Genomic DNA, 25,252 nt, shown 5'->3' on the forward strand with positions numbered 1-25,252 from the left:
AGCCGGACCGCAGGTGATGTGGCCGACCTGGGCGGACGCGTCAGCGCCGACCGGGGGGAACCGCCGGTTAGAGTGACCGGCGTGACGATGTTGCCCGACCGCCGCCTGCTGCTGGTCCACGCGCACCCCGACGACGAGTCGATCGGCACCGGCTCGACGATGGCCCACTACGCCGCCGACGGCGCGCACGTCACGCTGGTGACCTGCACCCTCGGCGAGGAGGGTGAGGTGCACGTCCCCGCGCTGGCCCAGCTCGTCGCCGCCGAGGCCGACCAGCTCGGCGGGTACCGCATCGCCGAGCTGACCGCCGCGTGCGCCGCGCTCGGCGTCACCGACCACCGCTTCCTCGGGGGCGCGGGCCGCTACCGCGACTCGGGCATGATGGGGCTCGCGACCAACGAACACCCGCGGGCCTTCTGGCAGGCCGACCTCGACGAGGCCGCCGGGCACCTGGTCGAGATCATGCGGGAGGTACGCCCGCAGGTGCTCGTCACGTACGACCCGAACGGCTTCTACGGCCACCCCGACCACATCCAGGCGCACCGGGTGGCGATGCGCGCCGTCGAGTTGGCCGCCGCCGAGGGCTGCGCCCCGCTCAAGGTCTACTGGACGGCGATGCCGCTCAGTGTGCTGGAGGCCGGGATGACGCAGTTCGCGGAATCCTCGGACAACCCGTTCGGCGGCATCGAGGACATCGCCGACCTGCCCTTCGGCACCCCGGACGCGGAGATCGCCGCCCGAATCGACGGCACCGACCAGCATTTGGCCAAGGAAGCCGCGATGCGGGCGCACGCCACCCAGATCCCGGCCGACTCCTGGCTCTACTCGATCGCCGGTAACTTCGGCGGCGAGTTCATGGGCGTGGAGTACTTCACCCTCGCCGTCGGCGGGAAGGGTCCGGGCACCGGGCCGTACGGCTGGGAGGACGACCTCTTCGCCGGGCTGCCCCTGGAGACCGCCCCGGACCGGTCTCCGGTCGCGGCGGCCGGTCTCCGGTGACCTCGCCCGCCGCGCCGATGACGGTCGTCGACGACCAGGCCGCCCCGCCCCCGGCGGGACCGCCGCCGCGCCTGCTGGACCTGGGCCTGCGGGTGGCCGGCGCGATCGTCGTGGTGGTGGCCGGGGTGCTGACCGGGGTGTTGGAGTTGCTGCTGGCCACGGTCCGCGTCGGTGGTCACCTGATCGGCGTGTCAGTGGTCGTGGCAGTCGGCGCGAACATCGCGTTGAGCTGGTTCGCGTACGAGGCGGTCGGCCGTAGGTGGGCGGTGGCGTTGCCGGCGGTGCCGTGGTTCGCGCTGATGGCGGTGGCCGCCCTCCGGACCAGCGAGGGCGACCTGCTGCTGGCCGGCGACAACTGGGTCGGCCTGGCCATGATCGTGGCGGGTGCGATGACCTTCGCGGTGATGGGCTTCCGGCAGATCCTCGCCCCGCCGCACACCCTCGGCGGCTGATGACGTCACCCAGGTAGGGGTGGTAGATATTCCTGCCAGAGATGGGGGCCCCACGACGGGGCGTACGGCGGGAGGTCCGGTGATGGACAAGCGGTGGCGTGACATCGGGGTGCTCGTTGCGGCCCTGTTCGCGGTGAACGTGGTCGCCCGGCTGATCATCCGGTTCGGCTTCGAGGGTGACGACACCGCCGCCGACCGGGTGTCGTTGGCGATGTTCGCGGTGATCGGGCTGATCCTGGCGGTGGTCGCCTTCCGCTGGGGTCGTCGTCGGCCGCTGGCGGGCTGGGCGGCCGACATGGCCCTCGTGGTGCCGATGGCGATGGTCTTGACCGTGCTGGTCGGGCCCCTGTTGATCGGTCACAACCCCTTCGCGGGCGGCGCGCCGACGTTCTTCGCCCAGATCTGGCTCTACCTGCTCGCCACCGGCGCCGGGTTGCTGGTCGGCTATCTGGTGCTGACCGCGCTCGGGCGGGACTACCGCTCGCAGCAGCTCAAGCGGTACGCCGAGGTGAGGGCCGCCAAGCCCCGCCGGGTCGTCCGCCGCTGACCCGGCCCGCGTGCGCCGCTCGCGTGCTGGGCGGTGATCGACTCGGATTTCAGGAAGTCGCGGGGTCAGGGCGCATCGGATGGCCCGGTTTCCGTGAACGCGAGTGGATCAGCGCCCGGACCGATCGCTGGGCGGCCCCGGGTGGTCAGGCTTCAGTGCGGGGCGACCCGGGTCAGGTAGGTGTGGTGGGTGGTGAAGCCGAGCCGTCGGTAGAGCGTGACCGCGGCCGTGTTGTGCTGCTCGACCTGGAGGAACGCGTGTGTCGCGCCGACCGACACGCCCCAGGCGGTCAGTTCGTGGATCACGCGCCGCGCCAGCCCCTGCCGGCGGGCGTCCGGCAGCACCTCGATCAGGCTGAGGCCCAACCAGCGCCCCTCGCCGGTCACCGTGCCCCGGCCGACAGCCACCAGCGCGCCGTCGACGTACACGTGGGCGAAGCGGACCTGGTCCACGGCGGTGAGCACGTGTCGGGCGGCCTCCGGTAGGCCGCCCTTGCGGCCGGCGGCGACGGCCAGCCACGGCTCGCTCGGCGCCGTGCGCAGCTCGACGACCGCGCCGGGCGGCGACTCGGCGTCGGCGACCGCAGCGGTGCCCGGCTCCTCGACGTCGGCGGGCGGCTCGGCGACCTCGTCGTTCTGCGCCCCAGCGGCGCCGGGCGTGGCGGTGATCGCGCCACCCTGTCGTGGGGCGGGCGGACCCTCGGGCGGCAGGGGGAGTGGTGCGGTCTGCACGAGTGTCGGCGGGCGGGCGGTCCAGCCGCGGGCGTCCAGCTCGCCGCCGACCGGTGCGGCGAGCGGCAGCGGCGTATTGATCATCGCGGGCTGGCCCTGCTCGGCGTACCAGCGTTCCACCGCGTCCACGGCGGCCAGCAGCGGCCGGTCCGGGTCGCCGATCGGCAGCGCCGAGTTGGCCCGGCCGGTCCAGCCGTCCGCCGACCGGAGCAGCCAGTCGCCGAGTCGGCCGCGCGTCGGTGCCGGCCAGGCCTCGTCTGCGGCCCGCTCCAGTGCCACGACGGCCGCCGCAGTCGGTCGACGGGTCGCCGGCACCCGCTTGGCGCGGTGGACCTGGGCCACCGGAACCCGTAGCGGCCCCTTCGCCGTGGCCAGGGTGAGATGAGTCTCGCTCAGCTCCACCAGCTCGCCGAGGGCATCGGAGAAGAGCGGGCGGCCTTCGCGAATCCCCACAATCCGGCGGACCACAATTCGGTGTCCCACATCCTGCTGTCGGAGCACGATCGACCCCCTCCCCGGCGAGATACTAGGCTCTTACCGTCGCGGGAGATCGCGACGTGTCTGCGGAGGAGAAGACCGGTGACCTACATCATCGCCGAGCCGTGCGTGGATGTGCTCGACAAGGCATGCATCGAGGAGTGCCCGGTCGACTGCATTTACGAGGGCAACCGGATGCTCTACATCCACCCCGACGAGTGCGTCGACTGTGGTGCCTGTGAGCCCGTCTGCCCGGTGGAGGCGATCTTCTACGAGGACGACGTCCCGGAGCAGTGGAAGGACTACACCGGCGCCAACTACGAGTTCTTCGAGGACCTGGGCTCGCCCGGTGGCGCCTCGAAGGTCGGCAAGGTGGAGAAGGACGCCACCTTCGTCGCCGCGCAGCCGCCGCGCGGCGAGGGCCACTGAACCGGCCCGCGCCGGTCTCGTCGCGGCTGCCCGAGTTCACCTGGGACACCCTGGACGCCGCGGCCACCCTGGCCGCAGCGCATCCGGAGGGCCTGATCAACCTCTCCATGGGTACGCCGGTCGACCCGGTGCCCGAGGTGATCCGTCGAGCCCTGGCTGAAGCGTCCGACGCTCCCGGCTACCCGCTGACCGCCGGTACGCCCGCGTTGCGGGCCGCGATCGCGGCATGGGTGTCCCGGGCCTGCGGCGCTGGTGTCGACGGTCTCGGAGTGCTGCCGACGATCGGCTCGAAGGAGTTGGTCGCGTGGCTGCCCACCCTGCTCGGCATCGGCCCGGGTGACGTGGTGGTGGTGCCGTCGATCGCGTACCCGACGTACGAGGACGGCGCCCGGCTGGCCGGCGCCACCGTCGTGCGCACCGACTCGCTCACCTCGGTCGGGCCGACCTCGCGGGTCCGGCTGGTCTGGGTCAACTCGCCCGGCAACCCGACCGGGCGGGTGCTGCCCGCGGCGCACCTGCGCAAGGTGGTCGACTGGGCCCGGGAGCGCGGCGCGGTGGTCGCCAGCGACGAGTGCTACCTGCCTCTGGGCTGGTCGGCGGAGCCGGTTTCCGTGCTGTCCCCGCAGGTCAGCGGCGGCAGCTACGACGGGGTGCTGGCCCTGCACTCGCTGTCCAAGCGGTCCAACCTGGCCGGCTACCGGGCGGGGTTCGTCGCCGGTGACCCGGCGCTCGTCGCCGAGCTGCTGAAGGTGCGCAAGCACGCGGGCATGATCGTGCCCGCGCCCGTGCAGGCGGCGATGGTGGCCGCGCTGCACGACGAGGGCCACGCCGAGGAGCAGCGGGAGCGCTACCGCGCCCGACGTGAGGTGCTCCGGGCCGCGTTCACCGAGGCCGGGTTCACCGTCGAGCACTCCGAGGCGGGTCTCTACCTGTGGCTCACCCGCGGTGAGGATTGCTGGCAGACGGTCGACTGGCTGGCCCGTCGGGGCATCCTGGTCGCCGCCGGGGTGTTCTACGGCCCCTCCGCCGGGCAGTACGTCCGGGTCGCACTGACCGAGTCCGACGCGCACGTCGCGGCGGTCGCCGACCGGCTGCGGGCCTGACCCCGGGCGCCCGGCGATGACCGACGGCACGACCGGGCGGTACGCCGGGGTGCGCGCAGCCGTGATCGGCACCGGCCTGATCGGCGGCTCCGTGCTGCTGCGCCTGGCCGAGGCCGGCCTGGACGTCGTCGGATGGGACCCGGACCCGGCCACCCGTGCGGGGGCCCAGCTCCGGGGTGTGGTCGCCCCGGCCACGATCGAGCAGGCCGTGTCCGGTCGGGACGTGGTCTTTCTCTGCGGCCCGCTGCCGACTCTCCCGCTGACCCTGGCCCGGGTGGCCGAGCTGACCGCGCCCGGCTGTGTGCTCACCGACGTGGGCAGCACCAAGGTCGAGGTGGCCGAGGCGGCCGGTCGGCTCGGGCTGGCCGACCGGTTCGTACCCGGGCATCCGATGGCCGGCGCGGAGTCGGCCGGCCTGACCGCCGCCTCGCCGACCCTGTTGACCAACGCCGCCTGGGTGCTCTGCCCGACCCCGGGCGCCGCGACGGACGCCTTCCGTTGGCTGACCGGGCTGCTGGTGGATGTGTTCGCCGCCCGCGTCGTGCCGATGTCGGCGTCGGCCCACGACTCGGCGGCGGCGCTCGCCTCGCACGTGCCACACCTGCTGGCCGGGGCGTTGGCCGGTGCGACGCAGCGGGCGCCGCTGCGCGACGCGGTGCTGACGCTGGCCGCGGGCAGTTTCTCCGACGGCACGCGGGTCGCCGGCACTCCGGCCGAGCGGACCGCGAACATGCTGCTGGGTAACCGCGACCGGGTCCTGGACGGGTTGGCCGAGGTCCGCGCCTTCCTGGACGGGCTGGCCGCCGCCCTGCGGGCCGACGACGCGCCAGCCCTCGTCGCCCGGTACGCGGAGGCCAGGGCCGCCCGTTGCGCATTGTCGGATCGGCTGTTCACCGGCGAGACCCGGGAGTTCCCGGTCGGCGGCGACAGGGCCGCCGAGGTGACCTGGTTGCGCGGGCTGGGCGACGTCGGCGGGCACCTGACCGGGTGCCGGGTCGACGCCGAGGCGGTTTCCTACACCGCGCGGCTGCCGGTGGCTGACTAGGCTGAGGGGCATGGTGGCGGACGGTCCGGTGGTGCAGGTGCGCGGCGAGGCGTACCGGGAGGTCCCGCCCGAGCTGGCCCGGTTCACGGTCACCGCGACGGCGCGCGACCGGGATCGGGAGGCGACGTTGACCCGGTTGGCCGAGCGGGCCGCCGCCGTCCGGGTGCTGCTCGACGGCTCGGAGCCGACGGTGGCCCGGCGGGAGACCGGCGACCTGCGGGTGCGGCCGGAGACCCGGCGGTCGGGCGAGCGGGTGGTCGCCTGGCACGGCAGCGTGACCACCACCGTCACCGTCACCGACTTCACCGCTCTCGGCGAGCTGATGCTGCGGCTGGCCGACCAGGACCAGGTCGAGGTGGCCGGGCCCTGGTGGGAGCTTCGGCCGGACAGCCCCGCGTACCGGGAGGCCCGGCACGCCGCGATCGGTGACGCGCTGCTGCGCGCCCGGGAGTACGCGGAGGCGCTCGGCGCCCGGGTCACCGCACTGATCGAGTTGGCCGACGCCGGCCCGGCCGACCGGCCGATGTTCGCCCGGGCGGCGTTCGCCGGGGCCGGTGGGGGCGCGCCGGAGCTCGAGTTGGATCCCCAGCCGCAGACCGTGCAGGCGGCGGTGCAGGCTCGGTTCACGATCAGCGAACCGGTCCTCGACTGATGCCGCCGGCCCAGGTGCTGTCCGTCGACGAGCTGGTGGAGCGGGCGTTGGTGTTGGCCGAGGCCGGGCCGCGTCAACTACTCGGCATCGCCGGTGCGCCCGGCGCCGGGAAGTCCACGCTGGCCGAGTTGATCGTCGCCGAGGTGGGGCCGACCGCCCGGCTGGTGCCGATGGACGGTTTTCACCTGGCCCAGTCGCAGTTGGTCCGGCTGGGTCGCGCGGACCGCAAGGGCGCGGCGGACACCTTCGACGCGAACGGGTACGTATCGATGCTGCGTCGGTTGCGCCGCCTGGAGCAGACCTCGGTCTACGCTCCGGAGTTCCGGCGGGAGCTGGAGGAGCCGATCGCCGGGGCGATCGAGGTGCAGCCGTCGGTACGACTCGTGGTGACCGAGGGTAACTACCTGCTGCTGCCCGACGACCCGTGGTGGGAGATCCCGCCGCTGCTGCACGAGACGTGGTTCCTGGACCTGGACGCGGAGATTCGGCACCGGCGGTTGACCGCCCGGCACGAGGCGTTCGGGCGGTCGCCGGAGCAGGCCCGGGAGTGGGCGCTCGGCAGTGACGAGGCCAACGCGGCTCTGATCACCCCCACCGCTGAGCGAGCCGACCTGGTGGTCCGCCTCCCCGAGCCACCGGCGGCCTGACCGGCCCGTTGAGGGCGGCGAGCGGCGCTGCCACCGGCGGCCTGACCGGGCCGTCGAGGGTGGCGGCCGTCAGTCCAACTCCCGGACGGGCCGGGCGGGGTTGCCGACGGCGACCACGTCGGGTGGCAGGTCCCGGGTGACCACCGCGCCGGCGCCGACCACTGTGTTCGCACCGATCGTCACGCCGGCGAGGACGATGGCGCCGCCGCCGAGCCACACATTGTCCTCGATGGTGATCGGCCTGGCGGCCTCCCACTTGTCGCGGCGCGGACCGGGCTCCACCGGGTGCGTCGGGGTCAGGAGTTGGACGTTCGGTCCGATCTGGACGTCGGCGCCGATGGTGATCGCCGCGACGTCGAGGAAGACGGCGTTGTAGTTGACGAAGCTGCGCGGTCCGATCCGGATCTGCCATCCGTAGTCGCAGTAGAACGGTGGGCGGATCCAGGTGCCGTCGCCCAGGTCGCCGAGGAGGTCACGGAGCGCCGCGAGACGTGCTTGTGGATCGGTGGCGGCGCTGGTGTTGAAACGTTCCATCAGCCGGGCGGCGCGGTCCAGATCGGCGATGATCTCGGGATCGTCGGCGAGGTACGGCTCACCGGCGAGCATGCGGTCCTTCATGGAGGTCATCCGGTCGATGATGCCTGCCATCCTGCTCGGGGTTGGCAGGTCCGTCATATTTTCGACCCCTTTTCTGCATACCGAGTATGCAATACTGACTTCGGTCTATGGAACCCCGTCATCGGTATCGACGCTCCACCGAGGAGGATCCGTTGCATCGACGCAGCAGAATGAGCACAGCCACCGCCGCGGTAGCAGCCCTCGTCCTGGGCACTCCAGCGCTCGCCGTGGCCAGCCCACCCACCAGCACCGCACCCGACGCCACCCCGCGTGCCGCGGCCGGCGTCCCCACCACGAAGACCGTCACCCTGCTCACCGGTGACCGGGTCACCGTCACCGCGTCCGGGTCCGCTGCGGTCCGGCCCGGGCCGGGCCGGGATCATCTGCGGTTCGTCACCACCCGTGACCGCGGTCAGCTCACCGTGCTGCCGCAGGACGCCGTGCCGCTGGTTCGCTCCGGTCGGGTCGACCGGCGACTGTTCAACGTGACCGGGCTGATCAGCGCCGGTTACGACGACGCCCGGCGGGACGATCTGCCGGTGCTCGTCGCGGGCGACGCGGCCGCTCGGCAGCGGACCGCCGCACCCGCCGGGTTGACCGTCACCGCGCAGTTGCCCGCGATCGGCGGGGTCGCCGCGACGGCGGACAAGAAGCAGGTCGCGACGGTCTGGGCAGCGCTCACCGGCGCGAACGCCCGGGTCGGCACGGCGGGGGGCGCCGACCGGATCTGGCTCGACGGCCGCCGACACGTCACACTGGACCACAGCGTGCCGCAGATCGGCGCGCCGGCCGCGCATCAGGCGGGCTTCACCGGCCAGGGCGTACGCGTGGCGGTGCTGGACACCGGCATCGACGCCGACCACCCCGACCTGGCGGGCCGGGTCGCCGAGTCGCACAACTTCACCGAGGCCACCGACGCCGGTGACACGGTGGGCCACGGCACCCACGTCGCCTCGATCATCGCCGGCAGTGGCGCTGCCTCGGGCGGGAGATACCGGGGCGTCGCGCCGGACGCCACGCTGCTCAACGGCAAGGTCTGCGAGGACTTCGGCTGCCCGGACTCGGCGATCCTGGCCGGCATGCAGTGGGCCGCCGTCGACCAGAACGCCGACGTGATCAACATGAGTCTGGGCGGCACCGACACGCCCGAGGTCGACCCGCTGGAGGCGGCCGTCGAGTCGTTGACCGCGCAGACCGGCGCGCTCTTCGTGATCTCCTCCGGCAACGACGGCACCGACGGCTCGGTCAGCTCGCCGAGCACGGCCGAGGCCGCGCTGTCGGTGGGCGCGGTGGACCGGGACGACGCCCTGGCCGACTTCTCCAGCCGAGGCCCCCGGGCGGGCGACGGCGGGCTGAAGCCGGACCTGACCGCTCCCGGCGTCGACATCGTCGCCGCCCGGGGCGAGGGGACGCTGCTCGGCGATCCGGTGGGTGACTCCTACGTCACCATCTCCGGCACCTCGATGGCCGCACCGCACGTCACCGGCGCGGTGGCGCTGATCGCCCAGCAGCACAGCGACTGGGCTGCGGCCCAGCTCAAGGCGACACTGATGGCGTCGGCGAAGCCGCACCCGGAGCAGACCTCGTTCCAGCAGGGCGCCGGCCGGGTCGACGTGGCCCGGGCGATCTCCCAGCGGGTGGTCAGCGACCCGGTCAGCGTCGGCTTCGGGCAACCGGCCTGGCCGCACGACGACGACGTCCCGGTCACCCGCACTGTCGACTGGCGCAACGACGGGCCGAACCCGATCACCCTGGACCTCACCCTCGAGGTGACCGGGCCGGAGGGCCAGCCGGCACCGGCGGGCCTGTTCACCCTGGCGGCGACCCAGGTCACCGTGCCCGGGGGCGGCACCGCCGGCACCACGGTCACCGCGGACACCCGGATCGGGACCGACGGCTACTGGACCGGGCGGATCGTGGCCCGCTCCGGGGAGACCGTCGCGGTCACCCCGATCGCCGTGCACCGGGAGGTGGAGAGCTACCAGCTCACGGTGCGCCACCTGGATTCCACCGGAGCGCCCGCGACCGACCACGTCACCACGTTGATCGACCTGGAGACCTTCCGGACCTACGACGTGTACGACCCGGACGGCACCGTCGACGTGCGGTTGCCCAAGGGCCGTTACGGGCTCGCCAGCATCCTCTTCTTCGCGGACGGTGCCACCCAGTTCGCCCAACCGGAGCTGCTCCTGGACAGCGACACCGCGGTGACCGTCGACGACCGGAAGGCCCGGCCGGTGCGTACGGCGGTCCCGGAGCCCACGGCCGTGCCGGCGCTCGTGGACATCACGGCGCTGTTCCTGGAGGGCGACAACGGATTCGGGTTCGGCCTGCTCGCGTTCGACTTCACCGGATTGGCCACCGGGCACCTCGGCCGGGCGGCGTCCGCCGAACGGTTCGTCTCGACGATCAGCAGTCAGTGGGCGACAGCCGAGCTGGCGGACAGCCCCTACCTGTACGCGCTCGCCGAGACGATTCCCGGCCGGATGCCGACGGGCTTCGACAAGACCTACCGGAGCAGGGACCTGGCGAGCGTCACCCACCAGTTCCGGGGTGGCTATCCGGGCCTGGTCGCCGAGCGGGTGGTCTTCCCCCACCTCGAACCCGACTCGGGTGGCTGGGCGATCGGCCTGCCCACCACGATGCCGGGGCAGCGGGTCGAGCACTACAGCACCAACGCGGTGCGGTGGTCCCCGGAGCTGATGTTCGGGGTCGTCACCGAGGAGGGTTGGATCGACCTGAAGGCGAATCTGGCCGCCGACCCGAGGGCGTACCAGCCCGGGCGGCACACCCGGGAGAGCTGGAACAGCGCGCCGTACGGGCCGTCCTTCCCGGCGCCGCGCTGGCCTGGTCAGAGCATCAGTCGACTCGGTGACGAGATCCAGGTGGGAGTGCCGGTGTACGGCGACGCCGACGGGCACGCCGGATTCTCGGTCACCGACGAAGGCCGGACCGCCCTCTACCGCGACGGCAAACTGGTCGGTGAGTCGGCGGAGCCGGGATTCGGGCAGTTCACCGTGCCGCCCGATAACGCCCGTTACCGGTTGGAGGTGTCGGCCAAGCGGAGCTTCACCGACCTGAGCACCGAGGTCAGCACCACGTGGACGTTCCGCTCCCGGCACGTCGGCGGGGACGACCACCGTCAACTGCCGGTGTCGGCCATCCGGTTCAGGCCACCGCTGAGCGTGGACAACTCGGCTCCCGCCGGACGGAGTCTGATCATCCCGGTGCAGGTGCAGCGTCAGCCCGGCGCTGCCGCGTCGCGGGTGACCAAGCTGACCGTGGACGTCTCCTACGACGGAGGCAAGACCTGGCAGTCCGCCCGGGTCCGGCACGGCGGGCAGGGCTGGACGGCGACTGTCCGGCATCCCGCCGGGCCCGGCTACGCGTCCCTGCGGGCAACCGCGAAGGACGCCGCCGGCAACACGGTGACCGAAAAGATCATCCAGGCGTACCGGTTGCGCTGAGGCGTACCCCCGACGGGTCCGCGGCCGAGCGCCGCGGACCCGGCGGGGACGTCAGTCGTTGGCGTGCAGGGCGGCGTTCAGCTCGATGCCCCGGCCGGTGCGCGGCTTCGCCTCCAGCGCGCCGGTCACCGAGTTGCGCCAGAACAACAGCCCGTCGACACCGGACAGCTCGCGGGCCTTGACCACCCGGCCGTCCGGGAGGGTGACCTTCGACGCGGCGGTGATGTAGCAGCCGGCCTCGACCACGCAGTCGTCGCCGAGCGTGATGCCGACCCCGGCGTTCGCGCCGACCAGGCTCCGCTCACCGATGCTGATCTTCTCGGTGCCGCCTCCGGATAGGGTGCCCATGATCGAGGCGCCACCGCCGATGTCGGAGCCGTCGCCGACGAGCACGCCCTGCACGATCCGCCCCTCGACCATCGAGGTGCCGACGGTGCCGGCGTTGAAGTTCACGAAGCCCTCGTGCATCACCGTGGTGCCGGCGGCCAGGTGGGCGCCGAGGCGGACCCGGTCGGCGTCGGCGATCCGCACGCCGGAGGGGACCACGTAGTCGGTCATCCGGGGGAACTTGTCCACCCCGTACACCGACAGGTGCCGGCCCGCCGCACGCTCGATCACCCGCAGCTCGTCCACTCGCTCCGGTGGGCACGGCCCGGCGGACGTCCAGGCCACGTTGGCCAGCTTGCCGAAGATGCCGTCCAGGTTGAGCTGGTTGGGCAGCACCAGGCGGTGCGAGAGCAGGTGCAGACGGAGGTACGCGTCGGACGCGTCCTTGATCGGGTCGTCCAGCGAGCCGATCACGGTGACCACCTGCACGGTACGCAGACCGGGCAGCGACCGGTCGCCGAGCGCGGCCGGCGGCAGGTCGAGCACGTCCGCCTTGTCCTCGCCGGAGACCAGCGGCAGCTCACCCAGGCCCAGCTTGCCGGTGGGGTACCAGGTGTCGAGCACCTGCTCGTCTGCGGTGACCGTGGCCAGGCCGATGCCCCAGGCCGAATCTGCGGACGTCACTGTTACACCTCTCGGTAGCGGCCGGCTGGCCTCAGCTCACTGCTCACGCTGACAGCCCTGAAGGTACCGTGCGATTCATGGAGAACCCGCTGACCCCCGAGGTCCTCGCCGATCCGGTGCAGCTGACCCGCGCTCTGGTCGACATAGAGTCCGTGTCCCTCAACGAGAAGGCGATCGCCGACTGCGTCGAAGAGGTCCTGCGCGGTGTGCCGCACCTGAGCACCCACCGGCACGGCAACACCGTGATGGCGCGCACCGACCTCGGTCGGTCGCAGCGCGTCGTGCTGGCCGGGCACCTGGACACCGTGCCGCTGAACAACAACTTCCCGTCGACGATGCGCGGCGACCTGATGTACGGCTGTGGCACCTCCGACATGAAGTCCGGCACCGCGTACGCGCTGCACCTCGCGGTGACCCTGCCCGACCCGCGGTACGACGTGACCTACTTCTTCTACGAGGCCGAGGAGATCGAGTCCCGGTACAACGGGCTGAACCTGGTCGCCCAGGCGTACCCGGAGTGGCTCGAGGCGGATTTCGCGGTGCTGCTGGAGCCGACGTACGGCATCGTCGAGGCGGGCTGCCAGGGCACCATGCGTTCGGTGGTCACCACGACCGGGGTACGCGCGCACTCGGCGCGCTCCTGGCACGGGGTGAACGCCATCCACGCCGCCGGTGAGGTGTTGCGACGCCTCCAGACGTACGAGGCGCGTCGGGTCACCATCGACGGCTGCGACTACCGCGAGGGCATGAACGCGGTGCGGATCGGCGGTGGAGTGGCCGGCAACGTGGTCCCCGACCACTGTGAGGTCGAGGTCAACTACCGGTTCGCCCCGGATCGCAGCCCCGCCGAGGCGGAGGCGCACCTGCGGGAGGTGTTCGCCGGTTTCGAGGTGAAGGTGACCGACATCGCGCCGGGCGCAGCCCCCGGGCTGGAGGCGGCTCCGGCGAAGGAGTTCCTGGCGGCGGTGGGTGCCGCGCCGATCGGCAAGCTGGGCTGGACGGACGTGGCGCGCTTCGCGGCCATGGGCATCCCCGCGCTGAACTTCGGCCCCGGTGACCCGAACCTCGCCCACCACCCCGACGAGCACGTCGAGATCAGCAAGATCCGCGACGGCGCGGCGACCCTGCACCGCTGGCTGGCCCCGGTCTGACCGGGCGCGGGGCCTTCGCCCCGGTGATCAAGAGGTTTGCGTCAGCCTGGCCCGTTGTCGGCGACGCAAACCTCTTGATCGGATCCGGTCGACGCGGGGGCTGCGGGGGAGAGGCTCAGGTCTCGGGTGCGGCGGCGTTCGGCCACCACGTCTCGGATCCGTCGCTGCATCTGGCGACGGATCCGGATCATCTCGCTGTTACTGATCACGCTGTCTCCTCCCCCGAAGGCGCGCGCCCGGGCATACCCGGTATGTGAATAGTAAGACGTACGGGAGAGCCGAATAGTTGCCCTTGATCGCGAACTATTTCTCGGCGTCTCCGCCCCGCGCACCCGACGGGTGCTGCTCCACTACGGTTGCTCCATGAGCCAGAGCAACGGGCGGGAGGCCGGTCGCGGTCCCGGACAGGAGCGGCACCGGGGCGCGGTCACCCTGCGCAGAGGGGCGATTCCGAGCAGCACCGCCGACCAGCGGTTGCTGGATTCGCGGGGCCGCAGCGACTGGAAGACCAAGGACGCCTGGCGCGCGCTGCGCATCCTCTCCGAGTTCGTCGAGGGCTTCGACACCCTGGCCGACCTGCCGCCGGCCGTCAGCGTCTTCGGCTCCGCCCGCAGCGGGCCGGACAGCGCCGAGTGCCAGCTCGCCGAGCAGCTGGGCGGTGCGCTCGCCCGAGCCGGCTACGCGGTGATCACCGGGGGTGGGCCCGGTGTGATGGAGGCCGCCAACCGTGGTGCCAGCGAGGCGGGCGGGCTCTCCGTCGGGCTCGGCATCGAGCTGCCGTTCGAGCAGGGCATCAACGAGTGGGTCGACCTGGCCATCGACTTCCGCTACTTCTTCGCCCGCAAGACGATGTTCGTCAAGTACGCCCAGGCGTTCGTGGTGCTGCCCGGCGGGTTCGGCACCATGGACGAGCTGTTCGAGGCGCTCACCCTGGTGCAGACCGGCAAGGTCACCCGGTTCCCGGTGGTGCTGATGGGGACCGCGTACTGGCAGGGGCTGTTGGACTGGCTGCGCGACACCATGGCCGCCGACGGCAAGATCGGCCCGGTGGACCTGGAGCTGATCTGCCTCACCGACGACGTCAACGCGGCGGTCCGGCACATCGTCGAGGCGGAGGCGGCACTCTCCGCCGAGCAGGAGGCGATCCGCGACGAGGTCGTCGCCCGGACCGGGGCGGACCAGCAGGCCGCCGCCGAACAGGCCGCCGCCGAGCAGCCGCGGGACAACTGATGGCGGCGATCTGCGTCTTCTGCGCCTCGTCCCGCACCCTGGACCAGCGCTGGTTGGACCTGGCCGCCGAGACCGGCGCCGAGGTGGCCCGGCGCGGGCACACGCTGGTCAGCGGCGGTGGCTGCGTCGGCATGATGGGAACCCTGGCGGACGGCGCGCGTTCCGCCGGTGGGCGGACCCTCGGGGTGATCCCGCAGTCGCTCGTCGATCTGGAGGTCGCCGACCTGGCCTCGGACGAACTGCTGGTCACCGATTCGATGGCCAGCCGCAAGACCCTGATGATCGAGAAGTCGGACGCCTTCCTCACCCTGCCGGGCGGGCTGGGCACCCTGGACGAGCTGTTCGAGGTCTGGACCACCGCGACCCTCGCCCTGCACGCCAAGCCGATGGTGCTGATCGACACCGACGGCTTCTTCCGACCCCTGCTGGACTGGCTCGACAGCCTGACCGACCAGCACTTCCTGAAGACCCCCGGCCGCGACCTCCTCATGGTGGCCACCACCGTCCCCGAGGCCCTGGACGCCCTGGAGTCCCACCTGACCTGATCCCGCCCCGCCCCCTCTGGTTGATCATGAAGTTAGCGGTGCCGCTGTCGGCGTGTCGCGCCGCTAACCTCATGATCGACGGAGCTGGATGGTGGGGTGGGGCCGGGCCGGGCCGGGGCGGGTGGGTGTCGTACGGGTTTGATGGGATGAGCTGATGCAGGCGTACCGGTTGGTGCGGCGGTCCGGTGGGCCGGCGCGGGAGGGCGACGGCGTGCCTGGCGGCGGCACCGTGGCCGCCGGCGACGCCGCGCACTCCGACCACGGCATCCCGGCTGCCGGTGGCAGCGGGTCGACCGACCGGGCGGGCGGCGCGATGGGCGCACCGCCGGGCCGACGGGTCGATCCGGTGCAGGCCGAGGTGGTCGGGCACACCGACGGGCCGATGCTCGTGCTCGGCGGCCCGGGCACCGGCAAGACCAGCACCCTGGTCGAGGCGGTCGCCGCCCGGGTGGCCGAGGGCGTCGACCCCGAACGCATCCTGGTGCTGACCTTCGGCCGGCGCGGCGCCACCGCGCTGCGTCAGCGCATCGAGGCCCGCATCGCGCAGGACGGCCACCGCGTGTTGCGCGAGCCGCTGGTGCGCACCTTCCCGGCGTACGCCTTCGGGTTGCTCCGCCGGGCCGCCGCCGAGCGGGGTGAGCCGTCGCCCCGGCTGCTCACCGGCCCCGAGCAGGATTTGATCATCCGCGAGCTGTTGGACGTGGTGGGCGAGGAGCCCGAGGACGACCCGGTCGGTTGGCCGAGCGACCTGCGCCCCGCGCTGCGGACCCGGGCGTTCGCCGGTCAGCTACGCGACCTGCTCATGCGTGCCGCCGAGCGGGGCGTGGGCCCGGTCGACCTGGCCCGGCTGGGCGAGAAGCTCGGCCGCGACGACTGGCCGGCCGCCGCCCGCTTCCTGCGGGAGTACGTGTCGGTGCTCGCGCTGCGCGATGTCAGCAACCGGGGCTCCATCGCGTACGACCCGGCCGAGCTGGTCCGGGCGGCCACCGGGCTGCTGCGCGACGACGAGGAACTGCTGGCCGCCGAGCGCCGCCGACTCGCCCACGTGTACCTCGACGAGCTGGCCGACACCGACCCCGCCCAAATGGAGCTGCTGTCGGTGATCGCCGGGGGAGGCACCTCACTCGTCGCGTTCGCCGACCCGGACTCCTCCACGTACGCCTTCCGCGGTGCCGACCCGGCCGGGGTGACCACGTTCCCGCACCGCTTCCGCACCGCCTCCGGGGCACCCGCCGCGCAGGTGCTGCTGACCACGTCGTACCGGGCCGGGCCGGATCTGCTCGCGGCCGTCGCCCGGCTGGGCCGCCGGCTGCGCGGTCCGGCGGCGCACCGCCGGCTGCACCCGCTGCCGGACGCGCCACCCGGGGCGGTCGAGGTGCACACGTTCCGCTCGGCGACCAGCGAGGCCGCCTGGCTGGCCCACTCGTTGCGCTCGGCGCACCTGCTCGACGGCGTGCCCTGGTCGCGGATGGCGGTGCTGGTGCGGTCCACCGCGTTGCAGCTGCCCACCCTGCGACGGGCGCTGCACGCGGCCGGCGTACCCACAGTGGTGCACGGTGAGGATCTGCCCCTGCACCTGCAACCGGCGGTCGCACCTCTGCTGCTGCTGTTGCGGTGCGCGCTCGAACCGGACCGGCTGGACGAGGAGGCGGCGGTCGCGCTGCTGCACTCGCCGCTGGGCGGCGCCGACCCGCTGGCCGAGCGGCGGCTGCGGCAGGGCCTGCGCGCGCTCGCGCTGGCCGGGGGTGACCGACGCCCGTCCGGGGAGCTGATCGTCGAGGCGCTGCGGGATCCGGCGGAGCTGGCCGACATCGACCGGCGCTGGGCCGAGCCGGCGCAGGCGGTGGCCGGGCTGCTGGCCTGCGCGCGGGACGCCGCCGCTCGACCCGGGTCGACGGCGGAGGACGTGCTCTGGGCGGTCTGGCACGCCAGCAACCTCGCCGAGCGCTGGGCGGGCGCGATCATCCAGGGGCGACCGGCGGCCGGTGAGGGTGATCTCGCCCGGCGGCGCCGGGCCGAGGCGGCCGACCGCGACCTAGACGCCGTGCTGGTGCTCTTCGACGCGGCGGCCCGGTTCACCGACCGCCTGCCCGGTGCCCGCACCGAGGTCTTCCTCGACCACGTGCTGGCCCAGGACCTGCCGGCGGACACCATCGCGCCGACCGCCGACCGGGGCGAGGCGGTGCGGCTGCTCACCGCGCACGCCGCGAAGGGCCTGGAGTGGGACCTGGTCGCGGTGGCCGGCGTGCAGGAGGGCATCTGGCCGGACCTGCGACTGCGCGGCAGCCTGCTCGGCTCCGAGCGGCTGGTCGACGTGTTGGCCGGTCGGTCCGTCGACGGAGCGACGGCGGCCAACGTGGTGGGTCAGACCTCCGCGTTGCTGGACGAGGAGCGCCGGCTCTTCCACGTCGCCATCAGCCGGGCCCGACACCGGCTGCTGGTCAGCGCCGTCGCATCGGCCGCCGTCGGCGGTGACGACCACGAGGAACAACCGAGCCGGTTCCTGCACGAGCTGGTCCCCAGCACGCCGCCCCGACCGCCGAACGGCGCTGGGCCGGCCGACCCGACCGGGCCGCCCGGTCCGCGCGGGACCGATGACGGCGGGCCCGGCGGCGGCGACATGGACGACGGTGCAGCGGACCGTCCCGGGGCGCTGCCGGTGACCCGTCCACCTCGGGCGCTCACGCTGCCGGCGCTGGTCGCGGAGCTGCGTACCGCAATCATCGACCCGGCCGCTCCGGCGGGCCGACGGCGCGCCGCGGCGGCCGAGCTGGCCCGGCTCGCCGCCGCCGGGGTGCCCGGCGCGCACCCGGACGACTGGTGGGGGTTGCGCGCGCTCTCCGACGACCGGCCGCTCGTCGACGAGGGCGAGCCGGTGCGGGTCACCCCGTCGGCGATGGAGAGCGCACTGCGGTGCAGCCTGCGCTGGTTGCTGGAGCGGCACGGCGGCAGCGGTCCGACCAGCACGGCGCAGGGGGTGGGCAACCTGGTCCACGCCGCCGCGATGCTCGCCGAGGACGCCAGCGCCGACCGGGGCGCTCTGCTCGACTACGTGGCCGCCCGGTTCGACGCCATCGAGCTGGCCGCCAGGTGGATGGCCGGGCCGGAGCGCGAGCGCGCCGAGGCGATGGTCGACAAGCTGCTGCGCTGGTTGGCCACCAACCCGCGGCGGCTGCTCGCCATCGAGCACGAGTTCGCCGTCCGCCTGGACGACCCGAACCGACCGGTGGAGCTGGCCGGTCGGGTCGACAGGTTGGAGGTCGACGAGGCCGGGCGGCTCGTGGTGATCGACCTGAAGACCGGCAAGTCCACCGCAGTCACCGGCGCCGAGTTGGCCGAACACCCGCAGCTCGGCGCCTACCAGGCGGCCGTGGAGGCGGGGGCGTTCGCCGAGTTCGGGGACGAGTCGGGCGGCGCCGCGCTGGTCCAGCTCGGCACCTCCGCCAAGGACGCACGGGAGCAGAACCAGCCGGCGGTCGGCGAGGGACCGGCGGCCGGCTGGGCGACGGCACTGGTCCGGCGGACCGCCGATACGATGGCGGCCGCCACGTTCGCCGCGGTGGCCAACTCGAAGTGCCGGGTCTGCCCGGTGCGGACCAGCTGCCCGGTCTCCGGGCAGGGACGCCAGGTGGTCGAGCCGCCCACCGTCCGTCCCCCGGAGAATCCGTGAGGGCGAGGAGTGAGCCGGTGTTGCGAGCCCCGCAGTCCCGAACTGAGATGACACAGTGACCCAGCCCACCCTGTTCGGTGCCGGCCCCGCGCCGACGCCCCGGCTGGCCGACTCCGGACCTCGGTACACCCCGACCGAGCTGGCCAAGCTGCTGCGGTTGCCGGCACCCACCCGGGAGCAGGCCGCGATCATCGCCGCGCCGGTGGAGCCGCTGCTGGTGGTCGCGGGCGCCGGGTCGGGCAAGACCGAGACGATGGCCGCTCGGGTGGTCTGGTTGGTGGCCAACTCGTACGTGCGTCCGGAGCAGATCCTCGGGTTGACCTTCACCCGGAAGGCGGCCGGGGAGCTGGCCCACCGGGTCCGTACCCGGCTCGACCAGCTGATCCGCCGGGTCGGTCGGCAGGGCCGGGATCCGCTGGACGATCCGCTCGCCGGTGAACCCACGGTCTCCACCTACCACTCCTACGCCGGGCGGATCGTCACCGAGCACGGGCTCCGGGCCGGCTACGAGCCGTCCACCCGGCTGCTGACCGAGGCGTCGCGGTGGCAGTTGGTCGACCTGCTGGTGCGTAACTACGACGGCGACATGTCCGAGGTGGACCGGATGCCGAGCACCATCACCGACGCGGTGCTGGCGCTCGCCGGTGAGTTGGACGAGCACCTGGTGGCACCGGACGAACTGGCGGCGTGGACCGGTCGGTTCTTCGCCGAGGTGCAGTCCCGGCCGGGTCGGGTGTACGCCGACGTGCGCAAGGCGCTCACCCTGCAGCAGACCCGGCTGCGCCTGCTGCCGCTGGTGCGGGCGTACGCCCGGCGCAAGGAGGACTTCGAGGCGATGGACTTCGCCGACCAGCTCGCCCGGGCGGCCCGGGTGGCCCGGGACCACCCGGCGGTCGGTCAGATCGAGCGGGATCGTTTCCGGGTGGTGTTGCTCGACGAGTACCAGGACACCAGCCACGCCCAGGTGGTGCTGCTCAACGCGCTGTTCGGCGGCGGTCACCCGGTGACCGCCGTGGGCGACCCGTGCCAGTCCATCTACGGCTGGCGCGGAGCCAGCGCCGGCACCCTGGACCGGTTTCCCACCGAGTTCGCCCGCACCGACGGTCAGCCCGCCCAGGCGCTCGGTCTCACCACGAGTTGGCGTAACCGCCCGGAGATCCTCCGGGTGGCGAACGCGCTCTCCACTCCGCTGCGCGCGGCCGGGGCCCGGGTGCCGGAGCTGCGTTCCGCGCTGACCGTCCGGGACCCGATCCCGCACCGCAGCCCGAGCGGTGCGGCCGGGGGCACGGTGCACTGCGCGATGCTGTCGACGTACGCCGACGAGGCGGACTGGATCGCCGACAGCGTGCTCGCCGCCTGGCGTGGGGCGGCCCGGATGCCGGGCGCGGCGGCCGAGCACATCCCGGTGGCGCAGCGCCCGACGACGGCCGTGCTGGTCCGGGTCCGCAGCCAGATCCCGGCGATCGAGTCGGCGCTGCGTGAGCGCGGTCTCCCGGTGGAGGTGGTCGGGCTGGGCGGTCTGCTGGACACTCCCGAGGTTCGCGACGTGGTGTGCACGTTGCGGGTGCTGGCCGACCCGACCGACGGTGCCGCGTTGTTGCGGTTGCTCACCGGCGCCCGGTGGCGGATCGGCCCCCGGGACCTGGTGGCGCTGCACCGGAGGGCTCGGGCGATCGCGAACGCCCGGCGGCAGGTCGCCGCCGACGAGGCGTCGGACATCAGCCCGGACCTGCTGGACGAGGCGACTCTGGTGGAGGCCCTGGCCGATCTGGGCCCGGCGCAGGCGTACTCGGCGGAGGGTTTCGCGCGGCTGCGCGCGTACGGGCTGGAGTTGGCCCTGCTGCGCTACCGGCTGGACCAGGCCCTGCCGGACCTGATCGCCGACATCGAGCGGACCATCGGCCTGGACGTGGAGGTGGCGGTGCGGGCCGGTCGGGACGGTGCCGGTGACGCGGGCCTGGCCCGGGGTCACCTGGACGCGCTGGGGGACGTGGCGGCGCGCTTCAGCGGGGAGACTCCTGGCGCGACGCTCGCCGGCTTCCTGTCCTACCTGGCCGCCGCCGAGGACGAGGAGCGCGGTCTGGCGCCGGGCGAGGTCGAGGTGGTGGAGGGCGCGGTGCAGGTGGTCACCGCGCACGCCGCCAAGGGACTGGAGTGGGATGTGGTGGCGGTGGCCGGGCTGAGCCGTGGGGTGTGGCCGGGCCCGGTCCGCAACTCCGATCACTGGCTGGGTGGGCTCGGTGTGCTGCCGTTCCCGCTGCGCGGTGACGCCGACGGGTTGCCCGAGTTGGCGCTCGACGAGGCGGCCGACCAGCGGGCGGTTGCTCGGGCGGTGACCGACTTCACCGACGCGTGGCGGGCCCACGACGAGCGGGAGGAGCGCCGGCTGACGTACGTGGCGGTGACCCGGCCGCGCCGCCTGTTGCTCTGCTCCGGCTACTGGTGGGGGGAGGGCACCAAGCGACCGCGAGGTCCGTCGGTCTTCCTCCGCGAGGTGTACGACGCCTGCCTCGACGGCGGGCCGGGGCACCTGATCGACGTGTGGGCCCCGGAGCCGACCCCGGACGCGACGAATCCCACGGCCGAGGTGGTGCTGCGTGCGGAGTGGCCGGCCGACCCGCTGGGTGGCCGCCGGCCGGCGCTCGCGGAGGCGGCCGGGCTGGTGCGCCGGTTGATGACCGGCGGTCCGAGCGCGGTGGTCGTCGGGCCGGTGGGACCGGTGCCCGCTGGGCCGGTCGGGGCGGTGCCCGCCGGGCCGGTGGGATCGGTGCCCGCCAGGTCGGTGGCGAGGGTCGAGCCGGAGGCGGACCCGGAGGCGGACCCGGAAGTGGCGCGCTGGCAACGCGAGGCGGATCTGCTGCTTGCCGAACGGGCCGAACTGACCAGGCTCTCCGGTGCGGTCGAGGTGCCCCTGCCCGGGCAGCTGAGCGTGACCCAACTGGTGGCGTTGCGGCGTGACCCGGCAGGGCTGGCCCGTACGCTGCGCCGACCGGTGCCGACCGAGCCCAACCCGTACGCCCGTCGGGGTACCGCCTTCCACGCCTGGTTGGAGCAGCGCTTCGGCGCCGACCGCCTGCTGGATCTGGACGAGCTGCCCGGTGCGGCCGACGCCGATGCCGCGCCCGACGAGGCGCTCGTCGAGCTTCAGGAGCGGTTCCTGTCCAGCGAGTGGGCCGATCGCTCACCGGTGGAGGTGGAGGTGCCGTTCGCCACGGTGATCGCCGGTGTCGTGGTGCGAGGGCGGATGGACGCGGTCTTCGCCCGGCCGGGCGGGCGGTTCGACGTGGTCGACTGGAAGACCGGCGCGCAGCCGACCGGGCCGGCGGCGGAGGTGGCCGCCGTGCAGTTGGCCGTCTACCGGTTGGCCTGGGCGGAGTTGGCCGGTGTGCCGGTCGACCGGGTGGGCGCCGCGTTCCACTACGTCCGACACGGCGTGACGGTCCGGCCCACCGATCTGCTGGACGTGGCGGGGCTCACGGCCATGATCACCCAGTTGCCCGAAGATTCCGCCAACCATTGACCGGGACGGGAAGATCCGTGGTAGGTTGGCCGGGTTGCAGTTTTGGTTACCAGAGACTCTGTGTGCGCCTGGCGGGATTGTGGCCCCAGGCGCTCTTTGTTGTGTCCGGAGTTCTCCGGGCGGGGCGACCAGAAGCGACAGGCGATTCGCGCATCCCCGCGCGGAGCGCTCCTCTTCGGGCACGCAACACGTGCGTGCCCGACGTTCCGTCAAGGAGACGAAACACATGGCAATTGGCACCGTGAAGTGGTTCAACGCTGACAAGGGCTTCGGCTTCATCACCCCGGACGGCGGCGGCGCTGACGTCTTCGCCCACTTCTCGGCGATCCAGACCTCCGGCTACCGGAGCCTGGACGAGAACCAGCGGGTCGAGTTCGAGGTGACCCAGGGCCAGAAGGGCCCGCAGGCGGAGAACATCCGCCCGCTCTGATCTTCGGATCGGTCAGCATCACCTGTCGCACCCTCCGGGTGCGACGGCGACGGGACCGGCCCGCCTCGCCGCCGCCTGCCTGCGCGCAGACGGCGGCCCGGTGGCGGGCCGGCCCGTACTCCAATCGGTTCGTGCTTGTGAGTCCCGGCTGCCTTGTTGCGGCCGGTGACAGCGCCGACGTCGGCGCCCTCCCTCGACACGTGCCGCGTCGAGGAAGGCTTCCGCATGACCACAGTTATTCCTTCTTTCGCCCATACCGGCCTGGCTCCGGCGTTGCTCACCGCGTTGACCGCGCAGGGCATCACCGAGCCGTTCCCGATCCAGTCGGCGACGCTTCCCGACTCGCTCGCGGGCCGGGACGTGCTGGGCCGGGGTCGTACCGGCTCCGGTAAGACCCTCGCCTTCGGGCTCCCGCTGCTGTCCCGCACGGCCGGGCGGAAGGCCCGCCCGGGCCGCCCGCTGGCCCTGGTGCTGGTGCCGACCCGCGAGTTGGCCCAGCAGGTCACCACCGCGCTCGCCCCCTACGCCCGCGCTGTCGGGCTGCGCTGCGCCACCGTCGTCGGCGGGCTGTCGTTGCAGCGGCAGGCGGACACTCTGCGCGCCGGCGCCGAGGTGGTCGTCGCCACCCCCGGCCGGCTGCACGACCTGATCAACCGCGGCGACGCCCGGCTCGACCAGGTTGAGATCACCGTGCTCGACGAGGCCGACCAGATGGCCGACATGGGCTTCCTGCCGCAGGTCACCAAGCTGTTGGAGCAGGTCGCGCCGCAGGGGCAGCGGATGCTGTTCTCGGCCACCCTGGACGGTGGCGTGGACCGGCTGGTCCGTCGTTTCCTGAGCAACCCGGTCACCCACTCGGTCGACCCGGGCACCGCCACGGTGACCGCGATGACCCACCACGTGCTGCACGTCGACGCGGTGGACAAGCCCGACGCGTTGACCCGGATCGCCGCCCGCGAGGGCCGCACCATCCTGTTCATGGGCACCAAGCACCGCGCCGACCGCCTCGCCCGGCAGTTGCTGTCCAAGGGGGTACGCGCGGCCGCGCTGCACGGCGGTAAGTCGCAGCCGCAGCGCACCCGGATCCTGGAGCAGTTCCGCACCGGTCAGGTGACCGCCCTGGTCGCCACCGACGTGGCGGCCCGGGGCATCCACGTCGACGGCCTCGACATGGTGGTCAACGTGGACCCGCCGACCGAGGCGAAGGACTACCTGCACCGGGGCGGCCGCACCGCCCGGGCCGGTGAGTCCGGCACCGTGGTCACCCTGGTCCTGCCCGAGCAGCGCCGGGACGTGTCCCGGTTGATGGCCACCGCGGGCATCCGGCCCGAGTCGGTCCAGGTGCGCGCCGACGGCGAGGCGTTGGCTCGGGTGACCGGTGCCCGCGAGCCGTCCGGCGTGCCGGTGACCATCACCGCCCCGCCGGCGCCGACCGCGCGGGCCCGCACCTCCGGTGGCTCGGCCGCCGACGGTGGCGCCCGCCCGGCGCACCGGGCGTCGGGCCGGTCCCGCCGCCCGCGCCGTCCCCGTACCGCCTGATCTACCGCGCCTCGACCGACCCGCTCCGCTTCGGCTGGGCGGGTCGGTCGCGTCGGTGGGGCGACCGATTCCGCGCGACACCGGTCCACCGCCGTGGCGAGGTGGCCGGTCGGCCGCGCTGTCCGACCGCTCGTCTGAGTCGGCAATCAGCCTCGCCTTGGTCGGCTGGCCGACTGTGCCCGGGCCGAGGGTGGTCGAGGCTGACCACCGGGGGATGTCGGGCGGGGGGCCCGGCACGGGAGGGGTGACCATGGCGGGCGAAGCCGGCTCGGGTGCACTGCGGGAACTGATCCTGGTGGTCGCTGTCGCGCTCGCCGGGCTGCTGCTCGCCATGGTTGCGGCCTTCGCACCCTGGCACGCCACCCCGGCGGGTAACGCTCCCGCGGGTCTGGTGGAGCTGCGCGGTCCCGGTGACCAGGGCTCCGGCCCGGCGGTCGCACACGTGGGTTGAGCAGCGACCGGCCGACCGGTGCCGCGGAGGGGCAGGCCCGGTCAGGATCGGTACGCGACGTGGTCGGGTCGGCGGGGCACCGGCCCGACCACGTCGCCATCGGGGTTCACGAGGTCCTGGGAGCGTGGGTGAGCAGGTCGGCCAGGCTGGTGCTGTCGACCACCGTGGCGATGGCCCCGTGCACCGCCAGCCAGACGTCGGTCAGGCCGGCGGCCACCCCGTGGTAGCCGGCGCGCTCGGCCGGGAGGCCGCGCACCGTGGTGAGCGAACCGCCGACCGCCCGTAACACGTCCCCGACGGTGATCTCGTCGGGTGGGCGGGTCAACGCGTACCCGCCGTCGGCGCCGCGATGGCTGTGCAGCAGACCGGCCCGGCGCAGGTCCAGCAGGATGCCCTGGAGGAAGCTGAGCGGGATGTCCTGCGCCTCGGCCAGGCTGGCGGCCTTCATCACCTCGCCGTCCTCGCCGTCGCCGGCACCACCGGCGGCGACGGCGAGCATCGCCCGGAGCGCGTAGTCGCTGCGCGCGGAGACGTACAC

Annotated in this window: 21 protein-coding genes; 17 read left to right on the forward strand and 4 right to left on the reverse strand. The window is 73.3% G+C overall.

Annotation, left to right across the window (positions count from 1 at the left end; genetic code table 11):
* Positions 1-72 precede the first annotated feature (72 nt).
* From mshB to O7617_RS16960, 3 genes are all read left to right on the forward strand, one after another.
* Positions 73-999 carry an N-acetyl-1-D-myo-inositol-2-amino-2-deoxy-alpha-D-glucopyranoside deacetylase gene (mshB, locus tag O7617_RS16950; RefSeq protein ID WP_282256765.1) on the forward strand — a complete coding sequence of 309 codons (927 nt, stop codon included), beginning with the start codon at positions 73-75 and terminating at the stop codon, positions 997-999.
* 17 nt (positions 1,000-1,016) lie between these two features.
* Positions 1,017-1,451 carry a hypothetical protein gene (locus O7617_RS16955; RefSeq protein ID WP_282264763.1) on the forward strand — a complete coding sequence of 145 codons (435 nt, stop codon included), beginning with the start codon at positions 1,017-1,019 and terminating at the stop codon, positions 1,449-1,451.
* Positions 1,452-1,533: 82 nt separating this feature from the next.
* A complete protein-coding gene (locus O7617_RS16960) occupies positions 1,534-1,998 on the forward strand; it encodes a hypothetical protein (protein ID WP_282256766.1) in 465 nt (154 codons plus the stop codon).
* A 152-nt stretch (positions 1,999-2,150) separates the two neighbouring features.
* Here the strand turns inward: O7617_RS16960 and O7617_RS16965 are convergent, their stop codons facing one another.
* Positions 2,151-3,230, reverse strand: a complete 1,080-nt coding sequence (locus O7617_RS16965) for a GNAT family N-acetyltransferase (RefSeq protein ID WP_282256767.1) — start codon at positions 3,228-3,230, stop codon at positions 2,151-2,153.
* Positions 3,231-3,308: 78 nt separating this feature from the next.
* Between O7617_RS16965 and fdxA the strand changes: the two genes are divergently transcribed.
* From fdxA to O7617_RS16990, 5 genes are read left to right on the forward strand one after another with little or no spacing between them, the layout of a single operon-like run.
* Positions 3,309-3,635 carry a ferredoxin gene (gene fdxA, locus O7617_RS16970; RefSeq protein ID WP_030490464.1) on the forward strand — a complete coding sequence of 109 codons (327 nt, stop codon included), beginning with the start codon at positions 3,309-3,311 and terminating at the stop codon, positions 3,633-3,635.
* Positions 3,632-4,738 carry a succinyldiaminopimelate transaminase gene (dapC, locus tag O7617_RS16975; RefSeq protein WP_282264764.1) on the forward strand — a complete coding sequence of 369 codons (1,107 nt, stop codon included), beginning with the start codon at positions 3,632-3,634 and terminating at the stop codon, positions 4,736-4,738. The genes fdxA and dapC overlap by 4 nt, the downstream gene beginning before the upstream one ends.
* A 16-nt stretch (positions 4,739-4,754) precedes the next feature.
* Positions 4,755-5,783, forward strand: a complete 1,029-nt coding sequence (locus O7617_RS16980) for a prephenate dehydrogenase/arogenate dehydrogenase family protein (protein WP_282256768.1) — start codon at positions 4,755-4,757, stop codon at positions 5,781-5,783.
* 10 nt (positions 5,784-5,793) lie between these two features.
* On the forward strand, positions 5,794-6,435 hold the full coding sequence (locus O7617_RS16985; protein WP_282256769.1) for an SIMPL domain-containing protein: 642 nt from the start codon (positions 5,794-5,796) through the stop codon (positions 6,433-6,435).
* Entirely contained in the window at positions 6,435-7,082 is a 648-nt protein-coding gene (locus O7617_RS16990) for a nucleoside/nucleotide kinase family protein (RefSeq protein ID WP_282256770.1), read from the forward strand. Before O7617_RS16985 ends, O7617_RS16990 begins: the two co-directional genes overlap by 1 nt.
* Positions 7,083-7,151: 69 nt before the next feature.
* Here O7617_RS16990 and O7617_RS16995 read toward each other — a convergent pair whose 3' ends face one another.
* A complete protein-coding gene (locus tag O7617_RS16995; protein ID WP_282256771.1) occupies positions 7,152-7,709 on the reverse strand; it encodes a sugar O-acetyltransferase in 558 nt (185 codons plus the stop codon).
* Positions 7,710-7,870: 161 nt separating this feature from the next.
* Between O7617_RS16995 and O7617_RS17000 the strand changes: the two genes are divergently transcribed.
* Entirely contained in the window at positions 7,871-11,167 is a 3,297-nt protein-coding gene (locus O7617_RS17000; protein WP_282256772.1) for a S8 family serine peptidase, read from the forward strand.
* A 51-nt stretch (positions 11,168-11,218) separates the two neighbouring features.
* Here O7617_RS17000 and dapD read toward each other — a convergent pair whose 3' ends face one another.
* Complete coding sequence (gene dapD / locus O7617_RS17005; protein WP_282256773.1) at positions 11,219-12,178, reverse strand: 2,3,4,5-tetrahydropyridine-2,6-dicarboxylate N-succinyltransferase; 960 nt, start codon at positions 12,176-12,178, stop codon at positions 11,219-11,221.
* Between the two features lie 77 nt (positions 12,179-12,255).
* Here dapD and dapE point away from each other — a divergent pair, with 77 nt between their 5' ends.
* The 8 genes from dapE to O7617_RS17045 all read left to right on the forward strand — a co-directional run bounded on the left by dapE (position 12,256) and on the right by O7617_RS17045 (position 24,714).
* Entirely contained in the window at positions 12,256-13,329 is a 1,074-nt protein-coding gene (gene dapE, locus O7617_RS17010; protein WP_282256774.1) for a succinyl-diaminopimelate desuccinylase, read from the forward strand.
* A gap of 363 nt (positions 13,330-13,692) precedes the next feature.
* On the forward strand, positions 13,693-14,559 hold the full coding sequence (locus O7617_RS17015) for a TIGR00730 family Rossman fold protein (protein WP_282256775.1): 867 nt from the start codon (positions 13,693-13,695) through the stop codon (positions 14,557-14,559).
* The gene (locus tag O7617_RS17020) at positions 14,559-15,104 is read left to right on the forward strand and encodes a TIGR00730 family Rossman fold protein (RefSeq protein ID WP_282256776.1); all 546 of its coding nucleotides are present in this window, start codon (positions 14,559-14,561) and stop codon (positions 15,102-15,104) included. The genes O7617_RS17015 and O7617_RS17020 overlap by 1 nt, the downstream gene beginning before the upstream one ends.
* 154 nt (positions 15,105-15,258) lie before the next feature.
* Entirely contained in the window at positions 15,259-18,774 is a 3,516-nt protein-coding gene (locus O7617_RS17025; protein ID WP_282256777.1) for an ATP-dependent DNA helicase, read from the forward strand.
* Between the two features lie 55 nt (positions 18,775-18,829).
* Positions 18,830-22,294 (forward strand): UvrD-helicase domain-containing protein, encoded by a 3,465-nt coding sequence (locus O7617_RS17030; protein ID WP_282256778.1) that lies wholly within the window; start codon positions 18,830-18,832, stop codon positions 22,292-22,294.
* Positions 22,295-22,520: 226 nt separating this feature from the next.
* Complete coding sequence (locus O7617_RS17035; protein WP_067374184.1) at positions 22,521-22,724, forward strand: cold-shock protein; 204 nt, start codon at positions 22,521-22,523, stop codon at positions 22,722-22,724.
* Positions 22,725-22,949: 225 nt separating this feature from the next.
* A complete protein-coding gene (locus tag O7617_RS17040) occupies positions 22,950-24,263 on the forward strand; it encodes a DEAD/DEAH box helicase (RefSeq protein WP_282256779.1) in 1,314 nt (437 codons plus the stop codon).
* Positions 24,264-24,513: 250 nt separating this feature from the next.
* Positions 24,514-24,714: a hypothetical protein gene (locus O7617_RS17045; RefSeq protein ID WP_179780875.1), complete on the forward strand. Its 201-nt coding sequence runs from the start codon at positions 24,514-24,516 to the stop codon at positions 24,712-24,714.
* A gap of 106 nt (positions 24,715-24,820) precedes the next feature.
* On the opposite strand, the gene O7617_RS17050 is transcribed toward O7617_RS17045, so the two are convergent.
* Positions 24,821-25,252: an Rrf2 family transcriptional regulator gene (locus O7617_RS17050; RefSeq protein ID WP_282256780.1), complete on the reverse strand. Its 432-nt coding sequence runs from the start codon at positions 25,250-25,252 to the stop codon at positions 24,821-24,823.

The sequence above is a fragment of the Micromonospora sp. WMMD1155 genome, assembly GCF_029581275.1.
Taxonomy (GTDB): domain Bacteria; phylum Actinomycetota; class Actinomycetes; order Mycobacteriales; family Micromonosporaceae; genus Micromonospora.